Genomic DNA, 22,619 nt, shown 5'->3' with positions numbered 1-22,619 from the left:
CCCGGGTGCGCTTCGCTTACCCGGGCTACAAAAGCGGATCGTGGACGCGCAAACCCGCCGCTCCCGCGACACGGCACAATCCAACGCATTCCGTCCAAGGACGCGCACACCCCATGATCACCCGCCTCCCGACCTGGGTCTGGCTCGGCGCCGCTTCGCTCGCCATGGTCGCGGGCATGGTGAACGTCGTCGGCTACCTCGGCTTCGAACACCAGGCCATCACGCACCTCACCGGCACCACGTCGCTGCTGGGCGCGTCGCTCGCACACGGCGACCTGCGCGCGAGCACGCATCTGCTGCTGATCGTCTTCGCGTTCGTCGGCGGCGCGGTGCTGAGCGGCGCGATCATCCAGGACAGCACGCTGCGACTGGGCCGCCGCTACGGCGTCGCGCTGGCGATCGAAGCGGGGCTGCTGGTGGCGGCCGTGCCGTTGTTCGAACGGCAGCAGATCGCCGGCGCCGCGCTCGCCGCGATGGCGTGCGGCCTGCAGAACGCGATGACCGCGACCTACAGCGGCGCGCTGGTGCGCACCTCGCACCTTACGGGAATGTTCACCGACCTGGGCGTGTTCCTGGGCCACCGCCTGCGCGGCGTGCCGGCCGAACCGCGCCGGCTGTGGCTGTGCCTGGCGATCATCGGCGGCTTCCTGCTCGGCGGCATCGTCGGTGCGTTGCTGTTCCCGCACCTGTCGTACCGGACGTTGTACGTGCCCGCCGCACTGACCGGCACCGCAGGGCTCGCCTACGTCGCCTATCGCCTGCATCGCGGGCCAGCAGGCACACTGTCGCCATGAACGACGCCACCCTGCCCTCCTGCGCCCTCACCATCGCCGGTTCCGATTCCGGCGGCGGTGCCGGCATCCAGGCCGACCTGAAAACCTTCGCCGCGCATCGCGTGCATGGCCTCAGTGCGCTTGCCGCCCTGACCGCGCAGCACACGCGCGCCGTCACCGCCGTACACGTGCCCGACGTCGGCTTCCTGCGCGCACAGATCGACGCCTGCTTCGACGACTTCGCCATCGGCGCGGTGAAGCTGGGCATGCTCGCAAACGCCGAGGTGATCCTCGCCGTCGCCGACGCGCTCGAACACCACCGGCCCGCGCACGTCGTGCTCGATCCGGTGATGGTGTCGACCTCCGGCGCGCGCCTGCTGGAAGCCAGTGCGCTCGATGCGCTGCGCACGCGCCTGCTGCCGATGGCGACGCTGGTGACGCCGAACCTGCCCGAAGCCGAACTGCTGATCGGCGAGCGCGTCGAGGACGTCGACGCCATGCACGGCGCGATCGACGCACTGCAGGCGCTCGGCACGAAGGCGGTGCTGCTCAAGGGCGGCCATCTGCCGGTGGACGCCGCGCGCGATGAAGTCGTCGACCTGTTCGCCGACGGCAGCCTCGTGCATCCGATGTCGCATGCACGGCTGAAGATCGACGCGCACGGCACCGGCTGCACGCTCGCCTCCGCAGTCGCGGCGAACCTGTGCCTGGGCCGCGACCTGCGCGAATCGAGCATCGCCGCCACCGACTACGTGCACGCCGCGCTTCGACGCGGCTACCGTCCGGGCCGCGGCAACGTCCTGGTGCTCGATCATTTCGGAGCCGCGCCGCATGGATGACGCACTTTCGTCGCGCGACATCCGCGAAACCGAACTCGATGCGCACGCGGCCGACGGCCATCGCTTCCAACTGATCGCACGCCTCCCGGCCGCGCCGCGCGGCAGCCTGCTGTGGCTGCCGGCGATGGGCATCGGCGCGAAGCACTACATTCCTTTCGCCGATGCACTCGCACGTCGCGGCATCGCCGTGTTCGTGCACGAATGGCGCGGCGCCGGCTCCAGCAGCGTGCGCGCGAGCCGCGAAACCGACTGGGGCTATCGCGAACTGCTCACGCTCGACATCCCCGCCAGCGAAGCGCTCGTCGCACAGCACGTGCCCGATGGACCGCGCACGCTGGGCGGCCACAGTCTCGGCGGCCAGCTCGCGTGCTGCCGGCTCGGGCTGTCGCCGGAAAGCGCGCAGCGCCTGTGGCTGGTCGGCAGCGGCGCGCCGTACTGGCGCGCGTTCCCGGCGCGGACCGCGTGGTGGTTGCCGCTCGTCTACCGGTTCCTTCCGTGGCTCGCCGATTTCCACGGCGTGCTGCCCGGCCGCCGCATCGGCTTCGGCGGGCAGGAAGCGCGCGGCGTGATCCGCGACTGGAGCCGCAGCGGCCTGTCCGGCCGTTACGCTGCCGCCGGCGTCGACGTCGATCTGGAAGCCGCGATGGCCGCGCTCACGCTGGACGCGCACGCCGTCGCGCTGGCGAACGACTGGCTCGGTCCGGTGTCGTCGCTGCGGTTCCTGCTGTCGAAACTGCGCCGCGTCGAGCCGCGCATCGAGGTCCTCGACGCGGACGCGCTGGGCGCGCGCGCCGACCACTACGCCTGGATGAAGCGCCCCGACGCCGTCGCCGACGCGCTCCTGCGCTGACCGTTCGTCCGCGCCGCGACCGAACCGGCCGCGGCCTTGCGTTAACCCGAAGTGAGGCCCTCCCGCGCCGAGCGGGAGTGGCCGGAACCCGGCCGCGCGCCGGACACAAGCGGTTCCGCCGGAAGGCGGCGCAACGGGGGGCGAGATCGCATGGGCGGATGGGTTTCCAGGGCACCGGCTGCATGGATCGCAGTGAAGCTGGTGCTGATCGGCGCCTATCTGCTGGGCACCAACCGCCTGCTCGCCGAGCGCGTGGCCCACATCGGGCTGCAGCCCGGCCTGGCGGTGTTCGCCGCGGTCTGGCTGTTGTGCATCGTGACGATGCTGGTACTCGCGTTCCATGCCCGCGCGACCACGCGCGTGGTGTGGAGCGCGATCTTCTTCCTCGGCAGCACTTTCACCCTCGCCCACGCGCTGATCGTCTCGCGCCATCTGGGCCTGATCGAATTCGAGCAGCTCCTGGGCCTGATCGGCTTCGCCGGCAACCTGAAGGGTTTCCACGACGCGCAGGTGTTGCAGGCTGTCGCGTGGTCGGCGCTGGGCGTGGTGGCGATCAATCTGCCGCCGTGGCTCGCACCGCCGAACTCGCCCTCGCTGCTGCGCTGGCCGCAGCGCAACCCGGGGCTGCTGCAGTTGTTCCCGGTGGTCGCCATCGGCGCGATCCTCTACCTGCGCGGCGGCGAAGGGTCCAACGGATTTCCCGGCCAGTACACGACCGCGGCATTCGCCGGCGTGCTCGGCGCCGAGAAGGTGCTCGCGCCGCCACGGCCGGAACGCGAGGACATCGCGCTCGCGCACCTCGGCCAGCGACCGTTCCGCCACATCGTGCTGGTGATGGACGAAAGCGTGCGCGGCGATTACGTCGACCTCAACGTCGAGGACGGCGTGGAAACCGGCCTGCGTCCGCTCGGCAGCGCGCTGGCGAACTTCGGCATCGCCGCATCGACGGCGAACTGCTCGGCCACCTCCAACGCCAGTGTGCGCTACGGCGTCACGCGCGACAGTTATCTCAAGGACCTCCAGCTCAATCCGTCGTTCTGGCGCTACGCGAACCGCGCGGGCTATCGCACGATCTACATCGATGCGCAGCGTCACGACGGCAAGCTGCAGAACTTCATGGACCCGCGCGAAGTCGGCGAGATCGACGAGTTCGTGCAGGTCGGCACGGCGTTCGCGCCGGACGCGAAGGACATCGAGGCCGGCCGCCTGCTCAACCGCGTGCTGCTGCGCGATCGCCCCAGCTTCACCTACGTCAACAAGATGGGCTGCCATTTCCCGTACGAAGGCAAGTACCCGACCGCCAACACTCTGTATTCGCCGACGATGTCGCGCGCGTTCGTGTCGAAGGAAACCGACGACGGCTCCGGCTTCCGGCAGGCCCGGAACGCCGAGCAGCGCTGGCGCCAGGTCAACAGTTATCGGAACTGCCTGGCATGGAACACGCGCGGCTTCTTCCGCGAAGCACTGGCGAACGTGGACCTGGAGGACACGTTGATCGTCTACACCGCCGACCACGGCCAGAACTTCCACGAAGACGGCAGCCCCGGCGAGCAGACGCATTGCACGATCGGCACCGCGTCGCCGACCGAAGGCCGCATCCCGCTGGCGACGATCACGCGAAACGCCGAACTCTCACCGCTCCTGCGCGATGCCGCACGCCGCAACCAGGACCGCGCCAGCGCCTTCAACGTGTACCCCACCCTGCTCACGCTCATGGGCTACGGCCCGCCCGGCATCGACGCGAACCTGGAAGCCGACCTGTTCGACGCACTCCCGGAAGACAACACCCGCTTCCTCTCGACCTACTTCGTCCGCTTCGGCCGCGAACCGGTGTGGAATCCCATCGGCCAGCCGACGCAATTGCGCGATGGATTGCAGCGCGTGCTGGCGGAGGATCGGCGAGCCGCGGGCGAGGATGCAGGCGCGGCGAGTGGTGCGCCCTAGTCGAACGCGCGACGCCGCAGGACGCCTCGCTGCTTGCGCCCTAGCGCGGCACAACTCAAACCGCATCCACCACCCGCGACACGCCGATCCGCGCTCGCCGTCCGCGCGGTGACGCCACCTCACGGCGCACCACCGTCCGATACCCATCCGGATTCATCGACTGCCAGCGCCATGCGTCGCGGCACATCGCGTCGACGTCGAATTCCGCGCGCCAGCCGAGCAGTTCGTGCGCCAGCGACGGATCGGCGTAGACCGATGCCGCGTCGCCCGGGCGGCGCTCGACGATCTCGTACGGGATGCGGCGTCCGCTCGCGCGCTCGAACGCGTGTACCAGGTCCAGCACGCTCACGCCGCGGCCGGTGCCGAGGTTGACGGTGAGGCTGCGGTCCGCGCGCGCCATGAACTCCAGCGCGTCCACGTGCGCGCGTGCCAGGTCGACGACGTGGATGTAGTCGCGAACGCCGGTGCCGTCCGGCGTCGGGTAATCGCCGCCGAACACGCGCAGCTTCTCGCGCGCGCCCACGGCGACCTGGCAGATGTAGGGCATCAGGTTCGTCGGTTCGCCGCACGGATCCTCGCCGATCGTGCCCGATGCATGCGCGCCGACCGGGTTGAAGTAACGCAGGTTCGCCGCGCGGAAATCCGCATCCGCCGTGCACACATCGCCGATCAGCTGCTCGGCGACGAGTTTCGTGCGGCCGTAGGGATTCATCACCGACAGGCCCGCGTCCTCGCGCACCGGCACCTGCGCCGGCTCGCCGTACACGGTCGCCGATGAGCTGAACACCAGCCGCCGCACGCCCGCGGCCTTCATCGCCTGCAACAGGACGATGGTGCCGCTGATGTTGTTGTCGAAGTAGTCCAGCGGGCGCCGGCACGAATCGCCGACGGCCTTCAGCGCTGCGAAATGCAGCACCGCGTCGAAGCGGTAGGTCGCGAACAACGCGGTCAGCGCGACGCGATCGCGCAGGTCCACGCGATGCACGGGCAGCGGCACGCCGGCGAGGCGGCGCAGGCGCGGCACGACGCGCGGCGACGAGTTCACGCCGCTGTCGGCGATCACGACCTGGTGGCCGCGTTCGATGAGGCTCAGGCAGGTGTGGCTGCCGATGTAACCGGCGCCTCCGCAGACGAGGATTCGCATTCGATGGATGTTCCGGAACGCCTTCGCAGGACGACGCGCCCACGGCCGCCGGGCGTCCGTCGCGCACACGCCGCCGTGTGGCTGGCGGCTCCCCGGACGGCGACCGTCCGCCGTCCTGATTCCTCCAACGCAATGCGCGCCCGGTCCCGGCAAACGTGGCGGCCCCCTTGGATGCGCTGCGGAACGCTGGCCGGAAATCCGCCGCCGCGCCGTTCGATCTGGACGAATGCAAGGGGGTTTCCGTATGCGCACGTTCCGCTTCATCTCCGTCGCCGCCGTTTTCGCAGCGACGCTCTTCCTGTCCGCCTGCGCCTCGTCCGGTCGTGGCGCCATCGCCCCGCCGCCGGCGGAATCGGAGAACCTGGTCGACGCCTACCAGATCGGCATCGACGACATCGTGCAGGTCTCCGTGTGGCGCAACCCGGAACTGGGCATCACCGTCCCGGTGCGTCCGGACGGCAAGATTTCCGTGCCGCTGGTGGGCGACGTCGCCGCCGGTGGCCGCACCCCGAACGAAGTCGCGAAGGAAATCCAGGAACGCCTGGGCGCGTTCGTCCGCGATCCGCAGGTCGCGGTGATCCTCACCGACCTTCGCAGCCACGAATACCTCTCGCGCGTGCGCGTCACCGGCGCGGTGCGACAACCCATTTCGATCCCGTTCCGCCAAGGCATGACGGTCCTCGACGCGGTGCTCGCCGCCGGCGGCGTGACCGAATTCGCCGCGCCCGCGAAGTCCGACCTGTATCGGAAGACCGGCGACAGCACGCGCAGCTATGCGGTGCGGCTGGACCACATCCTGGAAGACGGCGACCTCACCACCAATTTCAAGGTGGCCCCGGGCGACGTCATCACCGTTCCGGAACGCACGCTGTGAACGGCGCGTCGACGGAACTCACGATCCCGGAGGCCCGCCCGTCCGCGATCGCGGCGATGGTGCCGGTCGCCTTCGAGGAATGGCGTCGCCGCCCCGTGCTGCTGGCGACGGTGTTCACGCTGATCGCGCTCGGCGCGCTCGTGTTCGGGATGCTGCTGCCGAAGAAGTACAACTCGCAGACGACGATCCTGGTCGAGGAAAGCAACATCATCAAGCCGCTGATGGAAGGCCGCGCCGTGCCGACCAGCGTGGTGAGCCGCGCCGCGATCACGCGCGAAGTCGCCTTCAGCCGCAAGACGATGGAGGACATCCTCAAGACCGGCGGCTGGATGGCGAAGAATCCCACGCCCGTGCAGCAGGACCAGATCATCGAGCTGATCACCGGCCGCACCATCATCTCCAACCCGCGCGACAACCTGATCCGCGTGTCGTACACCGACACCGATCCGGCGCGCGCGCACGCGGTGACCAAGCGCTTCGCCGAACTGATCATCCAGGAAAGCCTGGCGACGAAGGAACGCGAAAGCCGCGACGCCTACGACTTCATCGACTCGCAGGTGCGCGCGTACCACAAGAAGCTCACCGATGCCGAATCGAAGCTGGAGGCCTATCGCAAGTCCAATCCGGACGCGCGCCCGGGCATCGACGGCGACGTGAACTCGCGCATCGCCGAGCTGCGCCGCATGGTCGACACCTCGCGCATGGAACTGATGGACCTGGAGTCGCAGGGCAACGCGCTGCAGGGCCAGCTCAATGGCGAGAACGAGGTGAACCTGGTGCAGACGCGCTCGGGCCAGCTGCTGGCGCGCATGGCCGAGCTGGAGGCCGAGCACGACAAGCTGCTGATGAACTACACCGAGCAGCATCCGGACGTGGTCCGCGTGCAGCATCAGATCCGCGATCTGGAAGAGGAAGTGCGCCGCGAGGACGCGCGACAGGCCGCGCTGAAGGACGCGCCGCCCTCGCCTTCGGACGCCTCGCGCGTCGGCGGCACCGCGCTGGGTGGCGTCGCCTCGTTCAACCCGCTGTACGGCGAACTCAAGAGCAAGACGGCCGAGAACCGCCGCCAGGCTGCTGCGGTGCAGTCGCGCATCAACACCAGCCAGGCGCTGCTCGACCAGGAACTCGCGCGCAGCCGCCACATCGCCGCGTCCGAAAGCACGATGGCCGAGCTCTCGCGCGACTACGAAGTCAATCGCGACCTCTACCAGGACCTGCTCAAGCGCCGCGAAAACGCCCGCGTGTCGATGAGCCTGGACGCGGAACAACGCGGTTTGAGTTTCCGCGTGCAGGAACCGGCGAGCTATCCGCTGCGTGGCGTCGGCCTGCGCCTGGTACACGTCGCCAGCGCCGGCCTCGGTGCCGCCGCCCTCGCACCGCTCCTGCTGCTGTTCGGCTTCGTGCGCCTGGATCCGCGCGTGCGCTCGCCGTACCAGATCGAAACCGCATCGGCGCTGCCGGTGCTGGGCAGCGTGCCGCGTTACCAGACGGCGCCGTCGCGTCGCCTCGGCACGCGCCGCTTCGTCATCGCCGCGATGATCTTCCTGGTGGTGCCGCTCGTGTACGGCGCGGTCCTCGCCCTGAAAATGGTGAACCTGCAATGACTCTCCCGTCCGAAGCCGTACTCGACACCGATACCGAACGCGAACAGGCGCAGCGCGAGCCCGCGCCCGAGCCCGACCTGCGCCCCGCCATCACGCGCACCGCCGGCGTCGAGCTGCTCACGCCGACGCAGCTGGAAGACCGCGCGATCATCCATCGCGGCGGCGTCTCGCGCCCCGAGGTCGATGCGTTCCGCGAATTGCGCACGCGCCTGCTGGCCGCGGTGGAAGGCAGCTTCGTCGCGCTGGTCGCACCGGTGAGCACCGGCAGCGGCGGAAGTTTCGTCGCGCGCAACCTGGCCACGGCGATGGCGTTCGATGAAACCAAGAGCGCGCTGCTGGTCGACTGCGACGTGCGCCATCCCTCGCAGGCGCGCACGATGAAGATCGACACCGACAACGGCGGGCTCGTCGAATACCTGGAAAACCCCGACGCGGACCTCTCCGACGTCATCTACGAAACCGGCGTGAACGGGCTGCGCCTGATCCCGGCCGGCACGACGCGCGAAGTCGGCGCGGAGTATTTCTCCTCGGTGCGCATGCGCCTGCTGCTGGACTCCATCCGCAGCCGCCATCCGAACTGCTACGTCTTCCTCGACGGGCCGCCGGTGCGCGGCACGCCGGACGCACGCATCCTGGCCGACATCGCCGACGTGGTGATCCTGGTCGCCGGTTACGGCCGCGACACCGCATCGACCATCGCGCAGGCCGCGGCGAACTTCGATCCGGCCAAGTTCGCCGGCGTGGTCTTCAACGAAGGCGTCTGAACGCAGTTGCGGACATCCGGCACCTGGCAACCACGGGGAGATGCAATGGCCAGCGGAAGACTCCAACCGGTCGCGGGTTCGTCCCGTCGATCCGCGCTCTGCCTCGCGCTGCTGGCCACGCTGCCGGCGGCGGTGCCGGGCGCGCGTGCGGCGCAGATCAACTACTCCATCGGCGGGCGCGTCGAGCACAGCGACAACATCGCGCTGACGCAGACCAACCCGATGGAGGAAAGCACGTTCGCCACCGACGTGGATTTCGACCTCACCCAGACCGGCCGCAACACCACGCTGGCCGCGCGCGGCGGCGTGGAATACCTGTACTACACCGGCGGCGTGTTCGACGACGACGTGCTCGCCTCGCTGGTGGGCACGTTCAACTGGACGACCTGGCAGGACCGCATGAAGGTCATCGTCGAGGACTACGCCAACTACGAGCCCATCGACGTGCTCTCGCCCGACGCGCCGGGCAACCAGCAGCAGGTGAACGTCTTCGTCGCCGGCACGCAGTTCAACCTGCGCCCGGGCGACGCGACGCGCGTGCGGCTGGACCTTCGCTACAACAACTACTGGGCCGAGGAAAGCGACGACTTCAACGGCGATCGCTACAACGCGGCGTTTACGCTGTGGCAGGAGCCCAGCGCGACCACGCGCATCGGCTTCACCGTGGAAGGCAGCGAGGTGCAGTACGACCAGGTCAGCCTGGACACGCTCGGCGCGGACTACCGCCGCCTGGACAGCTACGTCACCTGGAACCGCAACCTCGCCAACATCGACCTGGAAATCCGCGCCGGTTATTCGTGGGTCGAGCTGACCGACTACAACACCAAGGACGACGCGCCGCTGTTCCGCACCGTGCTGACGTGGCGGCCGACCTCGCGCAGCACGCTCGACATGGGCGTGTACTACCAGTTCTCCGACGCGGCGCAGGAGCTGATGACCAACGCGGTCGATCCGACCGGCGTGCCGGCCACGCCGGGCGGCGCGCCCTCGCCCGATCCCAGCGACGTCACCATCGGTCCCGATCTGTACCGCCAGCGCCGCATCGACATCGGCTACCGCTACAACGGCGAGCGCTGGGACGCGACGATCCGTCCGTACTACGAGGACAACGACTACGTCGACCCCACCGCCGAGAGCGAAGGCAGCTACGGCATCGGCGCCGGCGTGAGCTGGTCGATCACCCCGTCGTGGTTCCTCAACGTGTCGGCGTCCGCCGGCTTCCGCAGTTTCGACAGCTTCGACCGCGACGACGACGACTTCTCGGTCTACATCGGCATGTCGAAGATCCTCACCCGCCACTGGAGCCTGGGGTTCGACCTGCGCCACCAGGAACGCGACAGCAACGCCAACGAAGCGAGCTATGACGAGAATGCCGCCATCTTCAGCGTTCGCTATACCCGCTGAACCGCTCGCCCCCGCGCACGTCGCGGACCGGCGCATCCGGCTGCTGCTGGTCACCGACACGCCCGTGCTCGCGCCCGGCGGCAGCGAACGCTTCCTGCAGAACCTCGCCACGCGCCTGCCGGCCGATGCGTACCGCATCACGCTGGTGCAGCTGCACGAGCAGCAGATGCCGGGCAACCACGGCCGCCACCTGCTGACGCAGCCGCACCTGCGCATGATGTCGCTGCCGGTGCACGCGGTGTACGACCGCACCGGCCTGCGGGCATTGCGCGAGCTCTCGGCGATGCTGCGCCGCGAGCGCTTCGACGTCGTGCAGTCGCAGCACGAGAAGGCCGACGTGCTCAACGCGCTGCTGCCGCGCCTGCCGGGCACGGTGTACATCTCGAACCGTCGCGACATGGGCTTCAAGAAGAGCCCGAAACTGCAGCACGCATTCCGCTGGCTCAACCCGCGTTACGACACCGTCGTGGCGCCGGCGCGGCAGATCCTGTCGGGCCTGGCGCAGTGCGAGCGGCTCGATCCGATGCGGATGACGTGGATCCCCAACGGCGTGGACACGCGGCATTACGCGCCCGCGCCGCTGCAGCGCCGGCTCGATGCCCGTTCCGTGCTCGGCCTGGACGCCGACGCCATCGTCTTCGGCTGCGTCGCGCGCATCACGCCGGTGAAGCGCCACGTCGACCTGCTCGACGCCTTCGCCAACGTGCGCCGCAACGTGCCGCAGGCGCGCCTGCTGCTCGTCGGCGATGGCCCGGGGCTGCCGGAGATCAAGGCGAAGATCGCCGAGCTTGGCCTGGGCGAGGACGTGCACCTGCTCAGCTTCCGCGACGATGTCGCCGACCTGCTGCCGGCGATGGACGCGCTGGTGCTGTGCTCGTCGAGCGAGGGCATGTCCAACGCGATCCTCGAAGCGATGGCCTGCGCCCTGCCGGTGGTGGCGACCGCCGTCGGCGGCAACCTGCACCTGGTGCAGCACGAACAGACCGGCCTGCTGGTGCCGCCGCTGGACCCGATCTCGCTGGCGGCTTCCCTGCAATGGCTGGCGCAATCGCCGCACGCGCGCCGCCGCATGGGCCTGGCCGCGCGCACGCGCATCGAACGCGAATTCTCGCTCGACGCGATGGTGCTCGCCTTCGACCGCCTCTATCGCCGCCTGCTCGGTCGCGAGTGAGGTCGCGATGAACGAACTGCGCCCGTTCGCCCTGCAGGTCCGCTCCAGCGCCGGCCTCTACGGCGCCGATCGCGTGGTGCTCGCGCTCAACCGCGCGCTCGACCGCAGCGGCGCGCGCAGCCGGCTGCTGAGCATCAACAACTACCGCATGTCCGAACAGGCGCTGCACGACATCGCCTCCACCCGCGGCCAGGACGCCGTGCTGCTGCCGTGCCGCGGCCGGGTGGATGCCTCGACGATCGGCGCGCTCGCCGCCCAGGTCGGTGCCGCGCGCGACCGCGCCGGCCTGCCGCCGGTCGTGCACGTGCACGACTACAAGAGCGCCTTCTACGCCTGGATCGCCACGCGCCGCGAACACCACGCCGCCGCGCCCGCGCCGCTGGTCGCGACGCTGCACGGCTGGGTCGAAGGCTCCACGGCGTTGCGCCTGTACACGCGGCTGGAACTCGCGCTGCTGCGCCGCTTCGACGCGCTGGTCGTGGTGGCCGCCGAACAGATCGACCGCCTCGCGCGCGCGGGCGTTCCGCGCTCGCGCATCCGCCACATCGGCAACGGCATCGAATACCCGGTGCGCGACGAATCCGCCGCGACGGCGCTTCGCACGCAGCTTCGCATCGCACCCGATGCGCACGTGTTTTCCGCCGTCGCCCGACTTTCCAGCGAGAAGAACCTCGCGATGCTGCTACGCGCGTTCGCCTGCGTTGCGAACCGCCAGCCGCTCGCGGTGCTGCTGGTCGTCGGCGACGGGCCCGAACGCGAGGAACTCGAAGCGCTCGCGCACAGCCTCGCGCTGAACGACCGCGTGCATTTCCTCGGGATGCGCCACGACATGCCCGCGATCTACACGCTCACCGACCACCTCGTGCTGCCCTCGCTCACCGAAGGCATGCCGCTGGTCGTACTCGAAGCGATGGCCTGCGAGGTCCCGGTGATCGCCAGCGCCGTCGGCGACATCCCGCGACTGCTCGAACACGCCGCGCACGGACGCACGATTCCGCCCGGCGACGCGGCCGCGCTGGAATCCGCGCTGGAAGCGGCGTTGGCCGCGCCGCGCACGCGCGATGTCGCCGCGCGCGACCACGTGCGCGAGCGCCACGGCGCCCAGGCGATGGCCGCCGATTACGTCGCGCTGTACCGCGACCTGCTGGAGAAGCGCCATGCGCGGCGCGCATCCTGACGCCGGCGGTTCGCGCTTCCCGCTCGCGGCGAAAGCGCTGCGCGGCGCGATGCCCTCGGCCACGCGCACGCGCCTGCCGGTCGTGCCCGGTTCGGCCGACACCGCGCAGGCGTCCGCGCGGGCGACCACGCGCGCGCCACGCAACTGGCCGCTGTTCGCGTTCCTGATCCTGCTGCCGCTGCAGAACATCACCGCCGGCTACCTGCCCAACATCGGCGGCGGCTTCAATTTCCTCAACGTGATGTTCCTGATCTCGCTGTTCACGGCCATGGCGCAGGGCGGCAAGCTCGCGCCGAACGAGCCGATGAACACCTGGACGGCGGTCTACGCGATCTACATGACGCTGTCGCTTCTGATCGGCTTCCACTTCGTGGACGATCCGACCAACCACTTCAACCAGCTCAAGGACCACATGGTCGGGCTGTTCGTCATCTACGTCGTGCAGATGAGCGTGCGCGACTGGAACGGCGTGCGCCTGGTCGTGCTCGCCACGCTGCTGCCGCTGCCGTACATCGCCAAGGTGGTGTGGAACCAGCACCGCAGCGTCGCCAGCACGCACTACACCGACGACCTGCGCATCAGCGGCACCTTCGCGCTGCTGGGCGCCAACGAATTCGCCGCGTTCTGCGTGACCGTCGCGGTGGTGCTGTTCGCGCTGCTGCTCGCGTGCCGGCTGTCGCGCAAGTGGAAGATCGTGCTGATGGGCGGCATCGGCTGCATGATCGTCGGCGTGCTCTATGCGTACTCGCGCACGGCGTACATCAGCCTGATCATGGGCATGGTGGTGGTCATCATGGTCTGGCGCGGGCGGCTGAAGCTGATCCTGCCGCTGTGCCTGGCGGTGGTGGTGCTGCCGGCGGTGCTGCCGGCGTCGGTCGTCGAACGCTTCGACAGCACGACGGTGGAGGAAGGCAAGCGCGACGAGAGCACCGAGCTGCGCATCGAATACTGGAAGATCGCGTGGGCGAACTTCCTGCGCAACCCGGTGGTGGGCACCGGCTACCACACCTTCCACCACCGCGAGATCAACCCCTACGGCCGCGACACGCACAACCTCTACATCCGCACCCTGAGCGAAGGTGGCGTGCTTGGCGCCATCGCACTGCTGGGCATCCTGATCGCGGTGCTGCGCACGGCGATGCGCGAGGTGCGCGAGGCGCGGACCGGCACCTGGCGGTATGCGCTGGCCCTGGGAATGATGGGCGCGTGGGTGTCGATGGTCATCGCCAACCTCTTCGGCGACCGTTTTACGTATTACCCGGTAATCGCCTACTTCTGGGCCTACATGGGCCTGGTGGTGAAGGCGCGCCACCTGCCGCCGGAGGATTCCGCACGATGACCGCCCTGCTTCGCACCTGGCTGCGTTACTCGCTCGCGCTGTGCAGCCACTACAGCGGGCTCGACGGCCTCTACCGCCGGGTCAGCGGCGCCGGGCTGGTGATCCTGATGCTGCACCGCCTGCGCGAGGACCACGATCCGTTCCCGCTCAGCGTCTCGCGCACGCAGCTGCGGCAGATGCTGGCGTGGCTGCGCACGCGCAATGCGCTGGTCGGGCTGGACGACGGCCTGCGTTCGCTCGCGCCGGAGCGCGCGCAGAAGATCCACTACGCACTCACCTTCGACGACGGCTACCGCGACAACCTCGGGCTGATCGACGCCAGCCTCGGCGGCCCGGTGCCGGCGGTGGTCTACGTCGCAACGGGCCACATCGGCGGCGAGCCGATCTGGGCGTACCGCCTCGTGCATGCGGTGGAATCGCGCAGCCGCGACCAGATCGATCTTGGCGGGCTTGGGCTGGGCCACTTCGATCTGTCGCTACGCGACGATCGCAACCGCCTGTACGAACTGCTCCCGCCGCGCCTGAAGACGCTGGAACCGGCCGAGCTGGAAGCCTGGGTCGACCACGTCTGCGAGCAGGCGCGCCCTCGCCCGCTCCCGCACGAAGACCGCGAGATGCTCGACTGGAGCGACGTGCGGCGCCTGGCCGACGGCGGCGTGGAGATCGGCGGCCACACCTGCAGCCACGCGATCCTGAGCCGGCTCGACGACGCCGCGGCCAGCGAGGAAATCGGGCTGTCGCGCGCGAGCATCGCCGCCGAACTGGGCAACGCGCCGCGCCATTTCGCGTACCCGAACGGCGGGCGCGCCGATTTCAGCGACCGCGATGTGCGCCTGGTGCGCGACGCGGGCTTCGCCACGGCGACCACGTCCATCGAAGGCGTGAACCGTCAGGGTGCCGATCCGTATCGCCTGTTGCGTTTCAACGTGCACGAGGCGCGTTTCCGTTCGCCGTCGGGCCGCCTTTCCAAGGCGCTGTTCTTCAGCGAGACGAGCGGGATGCTCGGCTGGCTGCGCGGACTGCGCGCTGCATGACCGCACTTCGCTGAGACCTCGCCATGGGCACGCTGCCGATCCTCATGTACCACGGCCTGCACCGCGAGGAGTCCTCGCGCGGCCGGTTCGACCCCGTCTACAGCGTGCATCCGGAGATGTTCGCGCGGCAGCTCGACTGGCTGGTGCAGCAGGGCCATCGCGTGCCGCTGCTCGACGATGCGCTCGCGTCCGGCAACGCGCGCGACGTGATCATCACCTTCGATGATGGCGACGTGTCCAACGTCGAGGTCGCGTTGCCGCTGCTGCTCGAACGCGGCCTGCGCGCGGAGTTCTTCGTCACCACCGATTTCATCGGCCAGTGCGGCATGCTCGCGCCGGACGACATCCGCCGCCTCGCCGCGCACGGCATGGGCATCGGTTCGCACGGGCGCACGCATTCGTTCCTCTCCGATCTCGACCTCGCGCAGTTGCACGCCGAACTGGACGACAGCCGCAGCCGGTTGCAGCAGATCTGCGGGCGCGCCATCGAGTCGATCGCGTTGCCCGGCGGACGCGGCGGCGAACGCGAACTGCTCGCGGCGCAGCAGCTGGGCTATCGCCATCTGCTCGGTTCGGTACCCGGGCCGAACAAGCGCCGGCGCACGGATGCGTGGCTGCAACGCCTGCCGGTGACGCGCAACCTGTCGCTCGACGATTTCGCTGCGCTGGTGCACTGGCGCGGACTGCCGGCGCGCTGGATGCAGGCGCGGCATGCGGCGCTCGCGCTGCCCAAGCGCGTGCTCGGCAATGGCGGCTACCAGCGCCTGCGCGAGCGCCTGCTGTGACCGCCGCGCTGCTGTTCTGGTCGTGCATCGCGCTGGTCGCGTGGGCCTACGCGGGGTATCCGCTGCTCGCCGCTCTGCTGGCGCGGCGCTACGGGCACGCGCCGTTCCAGGACGCCGATGACTGCGAGCACGTCACCGTCGTCGTCGCCGCGTTCGACGAGGAAGCACGCATCGCCGCGCGCGTGCGCGACATCCTGATGCAGGACTATCCCGCCGATCGCCTGCAGGTGCTGGTCGTCAGTGACGGCAGCCGCGACGGCACCGCGCGGGCCGCGGCCTCCGTCCACGACGAGCGCGTGCGCGTGCTCGATCTGCCGCACAACGTCGGCAAGGCCGCGGCGCTGACGCTCGCGCTGGGCCATGTCGACACCCCGTTGGTGGCGTTCACCGATGTCCGCCAGCGCTTCTCGCCCGGCGCCCTGCGCGCGTTGTGCGCGCCGTTCGCCGATCCCGCCGTCGGCGCCGTGAGCGGCGAGCTGGTGATCGCCGCGGCCGACCACGGCACCGGCGAAGGCGTCGGCCTGTACTGGCGCATGGAAAAACGCCTGCGTTCGGACGAGGCGCGCCTGGGCTGGCTGCATGGCGTGAGCGGCTCGATCCACGCACTGCGCCGCACGCTGTTCGTGTCGATTCCCGCCGGCACCGTGCTCGACGACATGTGGATGCCGCTGCACGTGCTGCGCTCGGGCCATCGCGTGTGGATGGTGCGCGACGCACTCGCGTTCGATCGCGCCAGCCACAGCGTCGACGAGGAATTCCAGCGCAAACTGCGCACGCTTGCCGGCAACTGGCAACTCGTGGCGCGCTTGCCGTGGCTGGTGAATCCGTTCGGCAACCCGGTGTTCTTCGCGTGGTTCTCGCACAAGTTCCTGCGCCTGCTCGTGCCGTGGGCGCTGCTGGTCGCGTTGGCCGCGTGCGCGTTCGCCGATGGCCCGGTGTACCGGATGCTGTTCGGCCTGCAGTTGCTCGCCTATGCGGGCGCGCTGGGCGGCCTCGTGTTGCCGCGCCTGGCCGCGCGATTGCCGCTGCTGCCGGCCGCGAGCAGTTTCGTGATGCTGAACTTCGCCGCGCTGCTGTCGTTGCCGGCCTCGCTGGCGATGGATCCGTCGCGCCTGTGGAAGAAGCACTGATGGCCCGCATCCTCGCCGTGACCAGCCGCTTGCCGTTCCCGCCGCGCGAAGGCCACCAGCTGCGCGCGTGGCACGTGCTGCGTGCGCTGGCCTCCAGGCATGAGGTGACGCTGCTCAGCTTCCAGCGCAACGACGACCTGCCGACCGACGCCGCGCCGCTGCATGCCGCCATGGCGCGCGTGGAAACCTTCCGCATCCCGAGCGAACGCTCGCGCACCGCACTCGCGCGCGGGGCGCTGCGCGGCATGCTTACGCCGACGCCGTTCCTCGTCGCGAAATACGACGCGCCCGCGCTGCGTGCACGATTGACCGCCCTGGCCCGCGACGCGGACCTAGTCCATTTCGACATGCTGCCGCTGATCGCGCACGCCGACTGCGTGCCCGAGGGCGTGCCCGTCACGCTCAACGCGCACAACGTCGAACATCGCCTGCTCGCCACGCGAGCACGCATCGAACCACGCGCGTGGGCGCGGCGGTTCCTCGCCGGCCAGGTGGGCAAGCTGGAAGCCTTCGAGCGCCGCGCCTGCGAACGCGCCGACGCGGTGCTGGCGTGTTCGGAGGTCGACGCGCAGGGGCTTCGCGAACTGGCGCCGGGCTGCAACGTGCACGTCGTCGTCAATGGCGTGGATCTGCACACCAACCAGCCGGCGGCGCACGCGCCCGACCCCGACCGGCTGGTGTTCGTCGGGCAGATGGGCTGGTTCCCGAACCGCGATGGCGTCGAATGGTTCCTGCGCGAGGTATTCCCGCGCATCCTCGCGCGGCGACCGGCGACGCGTTTCGAGCTGGTGGGCAAGGCGGAGGGTTTCGAAGTACCGGACGCGGTCCGCGCCCACGTCGATCTCGCCGGCTTCGTCGACGACCTGCGTCCGCACGTGCACGACGCCTCGGTCTACGTGGTGCCGCTGCGCGCGGGAAGCGGCACGCGGCTGAAGGTGCTGGAGGCGATGGCGCTGGGCAAGGCGATCGTCACCACGAGCGTGGGCAGCGAAGGCATCGCGCTGCGCCACGATCACAGCGCGTTGTACGCCGACGACGCCGACGGCTTCGCGAATGCGGTGCTGTCGCTGCTGGAATCGCCTTCCCGCGTCGCCGAACTCGGCATCGAGGCGCGGCGCCTGGCGGAAGACGAGTACGGGTGGGAGGCGATCGGGACGCGGCTGTTGCGGGCGTACGAGCCGCTTGTCGCCGGCGGTGCGCGACCGGTGCGCGCGGGCGTCGGCAACTTCGACGCGATCGAGGCCTAGCGCCTGGCGCCGGCGCCCCTCGCCTTCCAGCGATAACTCGCCACGCCCAACGCCTCGTACAGCGCGATCTGCGTTTTCTGCATCGCCGACAACTGCGGCAGGAAGTAGCCGACGCTGCCCATCGGCACGTACAGCGAATCGCTGGCGACCATGCAGGGCGTGAAGCCGGCCGCTTCGAACGCCACGCGCGCACGCGGCAAGTGCGTCGCCGAACTCACCACCCGCACGCGCGGCGGCAGCGTGCCGCGCAGGGCCATCGCGCTTTCCCACGTGGTCGTCGATCGGGTTTCCTCGTGCAGCCACTGCGCCGGCACGCCCCAGTCCTGCGCGAGCCGTCCGAGCACCGCCGCTTCGCTGATGGCGAACGGACCGCCGCCGGCGATCGTCATCGACACCGGCGATGCACGGCGCCACAGCTCCACGCCGCCGCGCAACCGTCGCCAGCTCGATGGCGTCAGCGCGATGTAGTCGTCCTGCGCGCGCGGTTCGTCCTGCAGGCCGCCGGCCAGCACGACGATGGGAGATGCGGCATCCGCGGCCGTGCAACGCGCCGATGCGGGCACGCTGGACTCCACCGCGCGGATCAGCCGGTTCGCGCCAACGGGCGCGCACAGCAGCACGATGGCGGTACCGACGACGACCAGCATCGCGCGCCACCACGCGCGGGCGCGCGTCCACGTGAGCCACGCCGCCGCCATCCACAGCAGGGCCCAGGTCATCGGCGAAAGCAGGATGTGGCTCATGGCGCCGCAGTCTTGCATGAACAGGCCGCGCACGCGACACGGCCGAACGCAGCCGCGCAACGCGTTCTTCACCGTAACGGGCACGCCCGCTCCCCTTCCCGCGCCGGAACACACCATGGCCATCCCGCGGCTTCGCGCCCTTCGCTTCTTCCTGCCGATCGCGATGCTCGTCGCGTCGGTCGTGCTGCCGTCGCACGCGTTCGCGGCAACGACCTACTACGTGCGCACCGACGGCGGCACCGACGAACAGTGCAACGGCCGCGCCGACGCGCCGTATCCCGGCAGCGGCAACGGCGTGGATTGCGCGTGGAGCCACCCGAACTACGCGCTGCCGACCAACGATCGCCCGCGCATCGACGGCGGCGACACGCTGATCATCGGCCCGGGCGACTACATGATCGGCTGGGAATCGCCGGGACTTTCGACCAAGAGCCTGCGCTGCGACCGTTCCTCGCCGTACGACTGCTATCCGGCCGCGCCGCCGAGCGGCACGCCGCAGCAGCGCACGCGCATCCTCGGTGCGGGGTTCGACGCCGGCTGCAAGGCGCCGCCCAGACTGTGGGGCACCAACCGCGTCGACCTCGTGTTCAACCTGCAGGACGCCGACAACGTCGAGGTCGGTTGCCTGGAAATCACCGACAAGAGCGACTGCGTGGAATTCCATGCCAACGACGAAGTGCGTTGCGAACGCGACGCGCCGCCGTTCGGCCAGTGGGCGTCGATCGGCATCGGTGCGAAACGCTCGAGGAACGTGTGGCTGCACGATCTCAACATCCACGGTCTGTCCGGCCGCGGCGTGATGGCGGGCGGCCTGCGCGACTGGACGATCGAACGCGTGCGCATCCACGCCAACGGCTGGGCGGGATGGGATGGCGACGTTGGGGAAGGCGAGAGCTCCAACGACGGCGACATCGTGTTCCGCAACGTGGAAATCGCCTGGAACGGCTGCGCCGAGCACTGGCAGACCGGCGAGCCGTTCGCGTGCTGGGCGCAGGAGGAAGGTGGCTACGGCGACGGCCTGGGCACCGGCAAGACCGACGGGCACTGGCTGGTGGAGGATTCGCGCATCCACCACAACACCTCCGACGGCCTGGACCTGCTCTACACCGATGAATCGAAGACCGCCACGGTCGTCGTGCGCCGCGTGTACGCCGCCGCGAACGCGGGCAACCAGGTGAAGACCGCCGGCAACGCGCTGATCGAGAACTCGGTGATCGTCGGCCAGTGCGCGTACTTCCACAAGAAATACGAAATGAGCGACGGCGACATGTGCCGCGCATACGGCAACGCGCTGTCGATCGGCGTCGGCCCCAAGCAGACCGCGACCGTGCGGCACAACACCATCACCGGCGAGGGCGATTGCCTGATCCTCACCGCGGGCGGCAACCAGACCTCGCGCGTGGACATCTACAACAACGCGCTGATCGGCCAGAAGGACGTCACCGCCAGCGACGGCGACATGCGCAGCTGCGCGCATTACGCCGACGACAGCACCGCGGTGGTGAACTTCGACGGCAACGCGTTCTGGAACGTCAAGGACGACATGTGCCCGCCGGGCAACGTGTGCGGGCGCGAACCGAAGATCGCGAGCCTCGACATAGCGAACTTCGACCCCGCCCCGCTCGCCGGCAGCCCGCTAATCGACCATGCGACGCAGAACACGAGCGTGACGTCGGACTTCCTGCGCCAGTCGCGCCCGATGGGCGCCGCGGCGGACATCGGCGCGATCGAGTACCAGGGCGGCCAGGCATCGGCGCCTGCGTCGCCGCCGCCGGAGGGTTCGAAAGCTGCGCCGGCGAAGGTGGAAGGCAACGCGTCGAACGACACCTCCGGCGCATCCGCGCCGCGGCAGGGCTCGGCGCTGATAATCGGCACGCTCGCTGCGGCGTCGCTGCTGACAGCGGGCGTGGCGGCGGCGATGCGGAAGGGGCGTGGGCGGAAGTCTTAGAGCGTAGCCTTGGGACGGGTTGCGTTGTGCGTTGTGCGCTGTGCGACGCGCGGCGAGTGCCGGCGTGGTCGCCTGTCCCGCCCCTCACCCCAACCCCTCTCCCGTGGGGAGAGGGGCTGACAGCATCGGCATCGGCGAGGCTCGGACTTGGCTCTTGTAGCCCGGGTAAGCGAAGCGCACCCGGGGCTTTCGTCGAGAAGGCACGGCAGGTTCCAGCGTGATCGCACGCCCCGCCCCTCACCCCAACCCCTCTCCCGTGGGGAAAGGTGGCCGCGTCCCCGGGTGCGCTTCGCTTACCCGGGCTACAAAAGCGCGGCGCTTTGGCCTCGCTGGATGACGACCGGAAAGCGAAGCCCTATCCCACCACCCCCTCAACCCGCCGCTCCACCGCCCGCAACTTCGGATACAACATCCCCCGAAGCCGCGAGTCGAGCGCCAGCAGCACCAGCAGGTACGGCCCGCCGATCAGCAGGCCGCCGACCAGCATCCGCTGCCAGCCCGGACGCAGCGCCAGCTGCATCGTGATCCACTCGCCGATGAGGGCCGCGACCGCGGCAATCGCCACTGTCGCCAGCGTCTTCGCATCCGGGAACTGGCGCAGCGAACGGTCGACCAGCAGGCACGCGGCGACGCTCGACACCACCGAGCTCGCCAGCGTCGCGTAGGCCGCGCCCATCACGCCGAACGCCGGGATCCACCACAGGTTGAGCAGCGTGTTGACCACGACGGCAACGCCCATCAGCGCCATCACGGTTTTCGTGCGCCGCTCGAGCACCAGACCGAAACCGCACACCAGCATCACCGGAAGCACCGCGTTCATCGCGCCCATCAGTTCGAACACCGGGCCGGACTGCGCCTTTCCCGCGCCGCTGAGCGCGATGATCAGGTCCGTGCCCAGGCACCACAGCAGCATCGCCACGCCGATGGCCGCGTAGGTCATCGGCATCAGCATCGTGCGCTTGAGCGCGCGCACGGCGGCGGCGCCGTCGGTGGTGAACACGCGGTTGGCGGCGGGCGTGAACGATTCGAACACGGTGAGGTTCATGAACATGTGCACCTGCATCGCCAGCGCCGCGCCGACGCTGTAGATGCCGACGACCGCGAAGTCGCCGGAAAGGTTCTTCAGCATGATGCGGTCCACCGACACCAGCGCGACAGCGAGGATCTCCGTCGCCACCAGCGGCATGCCGTAGGCGAACGACTGGCGCAGTTCGGCGGCATCCATCGTGCTGCGCGCGAAATGCAGGTTCCGGCGCGCCCAGCCGAAGTAGAACACCATGCCGATCACCACGGCGAGCAGCTTGCCGCCATACGCCGCGGCGGCGGTGTGCTGCACCGCGAGCACCGCGCCGAGCATCAGCGCCAGTTGCAGCCATCGCCACGCGACGCGCGTGAGCATCACCGTGCGCGACTGCTCCGTCACCCGCAGCACGGTTTCCACGAGGCTGGAGTACACCAGCATCGGCGTCATCACCAGCGCCATCCAGAACACGGGCGAATGCCCGTCGCCGGTGACGTAGCCGTGCACGATCACCACCGCCCCGACGAACGCCCACAGCGACAGCGAGCCGATCATCGGCAGGTAGAACAGGTTGGTGGCGAACGCGCGCATGCGCTGCTCGTCGCCGCCGTGCGGATAGAAGCGCTGGATCGAGTGCTGCGCGCCGAGCTTGGCGACGGCCACCGCCATCAGCACCCAGGTTTCGTAGTACCCGAGGATGCCGTACTGCGTGTTGTCGAGCAGCCGCGTGAGCAGCGGGAACGACACCAGCCCGGCCATCAACACCAGCAGGTTGGCGGTGGAGTAACGCAGGTAGTGCCGGGCGAGGCCGGGCGTGGAAGCGGTCAT

19 protein-coding genes are annotated in these 22,619 nt (G+C 69.5%); 16 read left to right on the top strand and 3 right to left on the bottom strand.

All coding sequences use genetic code 11. The features are described 5' to 3' along the window. Nucleotides 1-113 precede the first annotated feature (113 nt). The 4 genes from LA521A_RS06550 to LA521A_RS06535 all read left to right on the top strand — a co-directional run bounded on the left by LA521A_RS06550 (nucleotide 114) and on the right by LA521A_RS06535 (nucleotide 4,406). Nucleotides 114-794 carry a YoaK family protein gene (locus LA521A_RS06550; protein ID WP_281781509.1) on the top strand — a complete coding sequence of 227 codons (681 nt, stop codon included), beginning with the start codon at nucleotides 114-116 and terminating at the stop codon, nucleotides 792-794. After that, nucleotides 791-1,612, top strand: a complete 822-nt coding sequence (gene thiD / locus LA521A_RS06545) for a bifunctional hydroxymethylpyrimidine kinase/phosphomethylpyrimidine kinase (protein ID WP_281781508.1) — start codon at nucleotides 791-793, stop codon at nucleotides 1,610-1,612. The genes LA521A_RS06550 and thiD overlap by 4 nt, the downstream gene beginning before the upstream one ends. Then, a complete protein-coding gene (locus tag LA521A_RS06540; protein ID WP_281781507.1) occupies nucleotides 1,605-2,462 on the top strand; it encodes an alpha/beta hydrolase family protein in 858 nt (285 codons plus the stop codon). Before thiD ends, LA521A_RS06540 begins: the two co-directional genes overlap by 8 nt. A 192-nt stretch (nucleotides 2,463-2,654) precedes the next feature. Continuing rightward, entirely contained in the window at nucleotides 2,655-4,406 is a 1,752-nt protein-coding gene (locus LA521A_RS06535) for a sulfatase-like hydrolase/transferase (protein WP_281781506.1), read from the top strand. Nucleotides 4,407-4,461: 55 nt separating this feature from the next. On the opposite strand, the gene galE is transcribed toward LA521A_RS06535, so the two are convergent. Beyond that, entirely contained in the window at nucleotides 4,462-5,550 is a 1,089-nt protein-coding gene (gene galE, locus LA521A_RS06530; RefSeq protein WP_281781505.1) for a UDP-glucose 4-epimerase GalE, read from the bottom strand. 244 nt (nucleotides 5,551-5,794) lie between these two features. Between galE and LA521A_RS06525 the strand changes: the two genes are divergently transcribed. From LA521A_RS06525 to LA521A_RS06475, 11 genes are read left to right on the top strand one after another with little or no spacing between them, the layout of a single operon-like run. Next, on the top strand, nucleotides 5,795-6,424 hold the full coding sequence (locus LA521A_RS06525) for an XrtA/PEP-CTERM system exopolysaccharide export protein (protein WP_281781504.1): 630 nt from the start codon (nucleotides 5,795-5,797) through the stop codon (nucleotides 6,422-6,424). Continuing rightward, nucleotides 6,421-8,028 (top strand): XrtA system polysaccharide chain length determinant, encoded by a 1,608-nt coding sequence (locus LA521A_RS06520; RefSeq protein WP_281781503.1) that lies wholly within the window; start codon nucleotides 6,421-6,423, stop codon nucleotides 8,026-8,028. Before LA521A_RS06525 ends, LA521A_RS06520 begins: the two co-directional genes overlap by 4 nt. After that, nucleotides 8,025-8,792 (top strand): P-loop NTPase family protein, encoded by a 768-nt coding sequence (locus LA521A_RS06515; RefSeq protein WP_281781502.1) that lies wholly within the window; start codon nucleotides 8,025-8,027, stop codon nucleotides 8,790-8,792. Before LA521A_RS06520 ends, LA521A_RS06515 begins: the two co-directional genes overlap by 4 nt. Before the next feature lie 45 nt (nucleotides 8,793-8,837). After that, the gene (locus LA521A_RS06510; RefSeq protein WP_281781501.1) at nucleotides 8,838-10,196 is read left to right on the top strand and encodes an outer membrane beta-barrel protein; all 1,359 of its coding nucleotides are present in this window, start codon (nucleotides 8,838-8,840) and stop codon (nucleotides 10,194-10,196) included. Further along, nucleotides 10,162-11,367 carry a glycosyltransferase gene (locus LA521A_RS06505; protein WP_281781500.1) on the top strand — a complete coding sequence of 402 codons (1,206 nt, stop codon included), beginning with the start codon at nucleotides 10,162-10,164 and terminating at the stop codon, nucleotides 11,365-11,367. The genes LA521A_RS06510 and LA521A_RS06505 overlap by 35 nt, the downstream gene beginning before the upstream one ends. Nucleotides 11,368-11,374: 7 nt before the next feature. After that, the gene (locus tag LA521A_RS06500; protein WP_281781499.1) at nucleotides 11,375-12,544 is read left to right on the top strand and encodes a glycosyltransferase; all 1,170 of its coding nucleotides are present in this window, start codon (nucleotides 11,375-11,377) and stop codon (nucleotides 12,542-12,544) included. Next, nucleotides 12,525-13,883, top strand: a complete 1,359-nt coding sequence (locus tag LA521A_RS06495; protein ID WP_281781498.1) for an O-antigen ligase family protein — start codon at nucleotides 12,525-12,527, stop codon at nucleotides 13,881-13,883. The genes LA521A_RS06500 and LA521A_RS06495 overlap by 20 nt, the downstream gene beginning before the upstream one ends. Continuing rightward, complete coding sequence (locus tag LA521A_RS06490) at nucleotides 13,880-14,917, top strand: polysaccharide deacetylase family protein (RefSeq protein ID WP_281781497.1); 1,038 nt, start codon at nucleotides 13,880-13,882, stop codon at nucleotides 14,915-14,917. Before LA521A_RS06495 ends, LA521A_RS06490 begins: the two co-directional genes overlap by 4 nt. 23 nt (nucleotides 14,918-14,940) lie before the next feature. Continuing rightward, nucleotides 14,941-15,702 (top strand): polysaccharide deacetylase family protein, encoded by a 762-nt coding sequence (locus tag LA521A_RS06485; protein WP_281781496.1) that lies wholly within the window; start codon nucleotides 14,941-14,943, stop codon nucleotides 15,700-15,702. Continuing rightward, nucleotides 15,699-16,832, top strand: coding sequence for a glycosyltransferase family 2 protein (locus LA521A_RS06480; RefSeq protein ID WP_281781495.1), 1,134 nt, complete (start codon nucleotides 15,699-15,701; stop codon nucleotides 16,830-16,832). The genes LA521A_RS06485 and LA521A_RS06480 overlap by 4 nt, the downstream gene beginning before the upstream one ends. Next, nucleotides 16,832-18,079, top strand: a complete 1,248-nt coding sequence (locus LA521A_RS06475) for a glycosyltransferase family 4 protein (RefSeq protein WP_281781494.1) — start codon at nucleotides 16,832-16,834, stop codon at nucleotides 18,077-18,079. Before LA521A_RS06480 ends, LA521A_RS06475 begins: the two co-directional genes overlap by 1 nt. On the opposite strand, the gene LA521A_RS06470 is transcribed toward LA521A_RS06475, so the two are convergent. Continuing rightward, nucleotides 18,076-18,822: a YdcF family protein gene (locus LA521A_RS06470; protein ID WP_281781493.1), complete on the bottom strand. Its 747-nt coding sequence runs from the start codon at nucleotides 18,820-18,822 to the stop codon at nucleotides 18,076-18,078. The genes LA521A_RS06475 and LA521A_RS06470 overlap by 4 nt on opposite strands. A gap of 16 nt (nucleotides 18,823-18,838) precedes the next feature. Here LA521A_RS06470 and LA521A_RS06465 point away from each other — a divergent pair, with 16 nt between their 5' ends. Further along, the gene (locus tag LA521A_RS06465; RefSeq protein ID WP_281781492.1) at nucleotides 18,839-20,770 is read left to right on the top strand and encodes a choice-of-anchor Q domain-containing protein; all 1,932 of its coding nucleotides are present in this window, start codon (nucleotides 18,839-18,841) and stop codon (nucleotides 20,768-20,770) included. Nucleotides 20,771-21,125: 355 nt separating this feature from the next. Here LA521A_RS06465 and LA521A_RS06460 read toward each other — a convergent pair whose 3' ends face one another. Then, on the bottom strand, nucleotides 21,126-22,619 hold the full coding sequence (locus tag LA521A_RS06460; RefSeq protein ID WP_281781491.1) for an oligosaccharide flippase family protein: 1,494 nt from the start codon (nucleotides 22,617-22,619) through the stop codon (nucleotides 21,126-21,128).

The organism is Lysobacter auxotrophicus (assembly GCF_027924565.1).
Taxonomy (GTDB): domain Bacteria; phylum Pseudomonadota; class Gammaproteobacteria; order Xanthomonadales; family Xanthomonadaceae; genus Lysobacter_J; species Lysobacter_J auxotrophicus.
The sequence above is the reverse complement of the archived record's forward strand: the minus strand, read 5'-3'. Positions and strand labels throughout refer to the sequence as shown.

Excerpts from the sequence above, each read along its gene's own strand:
- LA521A_RS06505 (WP_281781500.1), top strand. The coding sequence starts at position 10,162 with ATGCCGCCATCTTCAGCGTTCGCTATACCCGCTGAACCGCTCGCCCCC.
- galE (WP_281781505.1), bottom strand. The coding sequence starts at position 5,550 with ATGCGAATCCTCGTCTGCGGAGGCGCCGGTTACATCGGCAGCCACACC.
- LA521A_RS06490 (WP_281781497.1), top strand. The coding sequence starts at position 13,880 with ATGACCGCCCTGCTTCGCACCTGGCTGCGTTACTCGCTCGCGCTGTGC.
- LA521A_RS06475 (WP_281781494.1), top strand. The coding sequence starts at position 16,832 with ATGGCCCGCATCCTCGCCGTGACCAGCCGCTTGCCGTTCCCGCCGCGC.
- LA521A_RS06470 (WP_281781493.1), bottom strand. The coding sequence starts at position 18,822 with ATGAGCCACATCCTGCTTTCGCCGATGACCTGGGCCCTGCTGTGGATG.
- LA521A_RS06460 (WP_281781491.1), bottom strand. The coding sequence starts at position 22,619 with ATGACCGCTTCCACGCCCGGCCTCGCCCGGCACTACCTGCGTTACTCC.
- LA521A_RS06500 (WP_281781499.1), top strand. The coding sequence starts at position 11,375 with ATGAACGAACTGCGCCCGTTCGCCCTGCAGGTCCGCTCCAGCGCCGGC.
- thiD (WP_281781508.1), top strand. The coding sequence starts at position 791 with ATGAACGACGCCACCCTGCCCTCCTGCGCCCTCACCATCGCCGGTTCC.
- LA521A_RS06495 (WP_281781498.1), top strand. The coding sequence starts at position 12,525 with ATGCGCGGCGCGCATCCTGACGCCGGCGGTTCGCGCTTCCCGCTCGCG.
- LA521A_RS06540 (WP_281781507.1), top strand. The coding sequence starts at position 1,605 with ATGGATGACGCACTTTCGTCGCGCGACATCCGCGAAACCGAACTCGAT.
- LA521A_RS06515 (WP_281781502.1), top strand. The coding sequence starts at position 8,025 with ATGACTCTCCCGTCCGAAGCCGTACTCGACACCGATACCGAACGCGAA.
- LA521A_RS06465 (WP_281781492.1), top strand. The coding sequence starts at position 18,839 with ATGAACAGGCCGCGCACGCGACACGGCCGAACGCAGCCGCGCAACGCG.
- LA521A_RS06510 (WP_281781501.1), top strand. The coding sequence starts at position 8,838 with ATGGCCAGCGGAAGACTCCAACCGGTCGCGGGTTCGTCCCGTCGATCC.
- LA521A_RS06525 (WP_281781504.1), top strand. The coding sequence starts at position 5,795 with ATGCGCACGTTCCGCTTCATCTCCGTCGCCGCCGTTTTCGCAGCGACG.
- LA521A_RS06485 (WP_281781496.1), top strand. The coding sequence starts at position 14,941 with ATGGGCACGCTGCCGATCCTCATGTACCACGGCCTGCACCGCGAGGAG.
- LA521A_RS06550 (WP_281781509.1), top strand. The coding sequence starts at position 114 with ATGATCACCCGCCTCCCGACCTGGGTCTGGCTCGGCGCCGCTTCGCTC.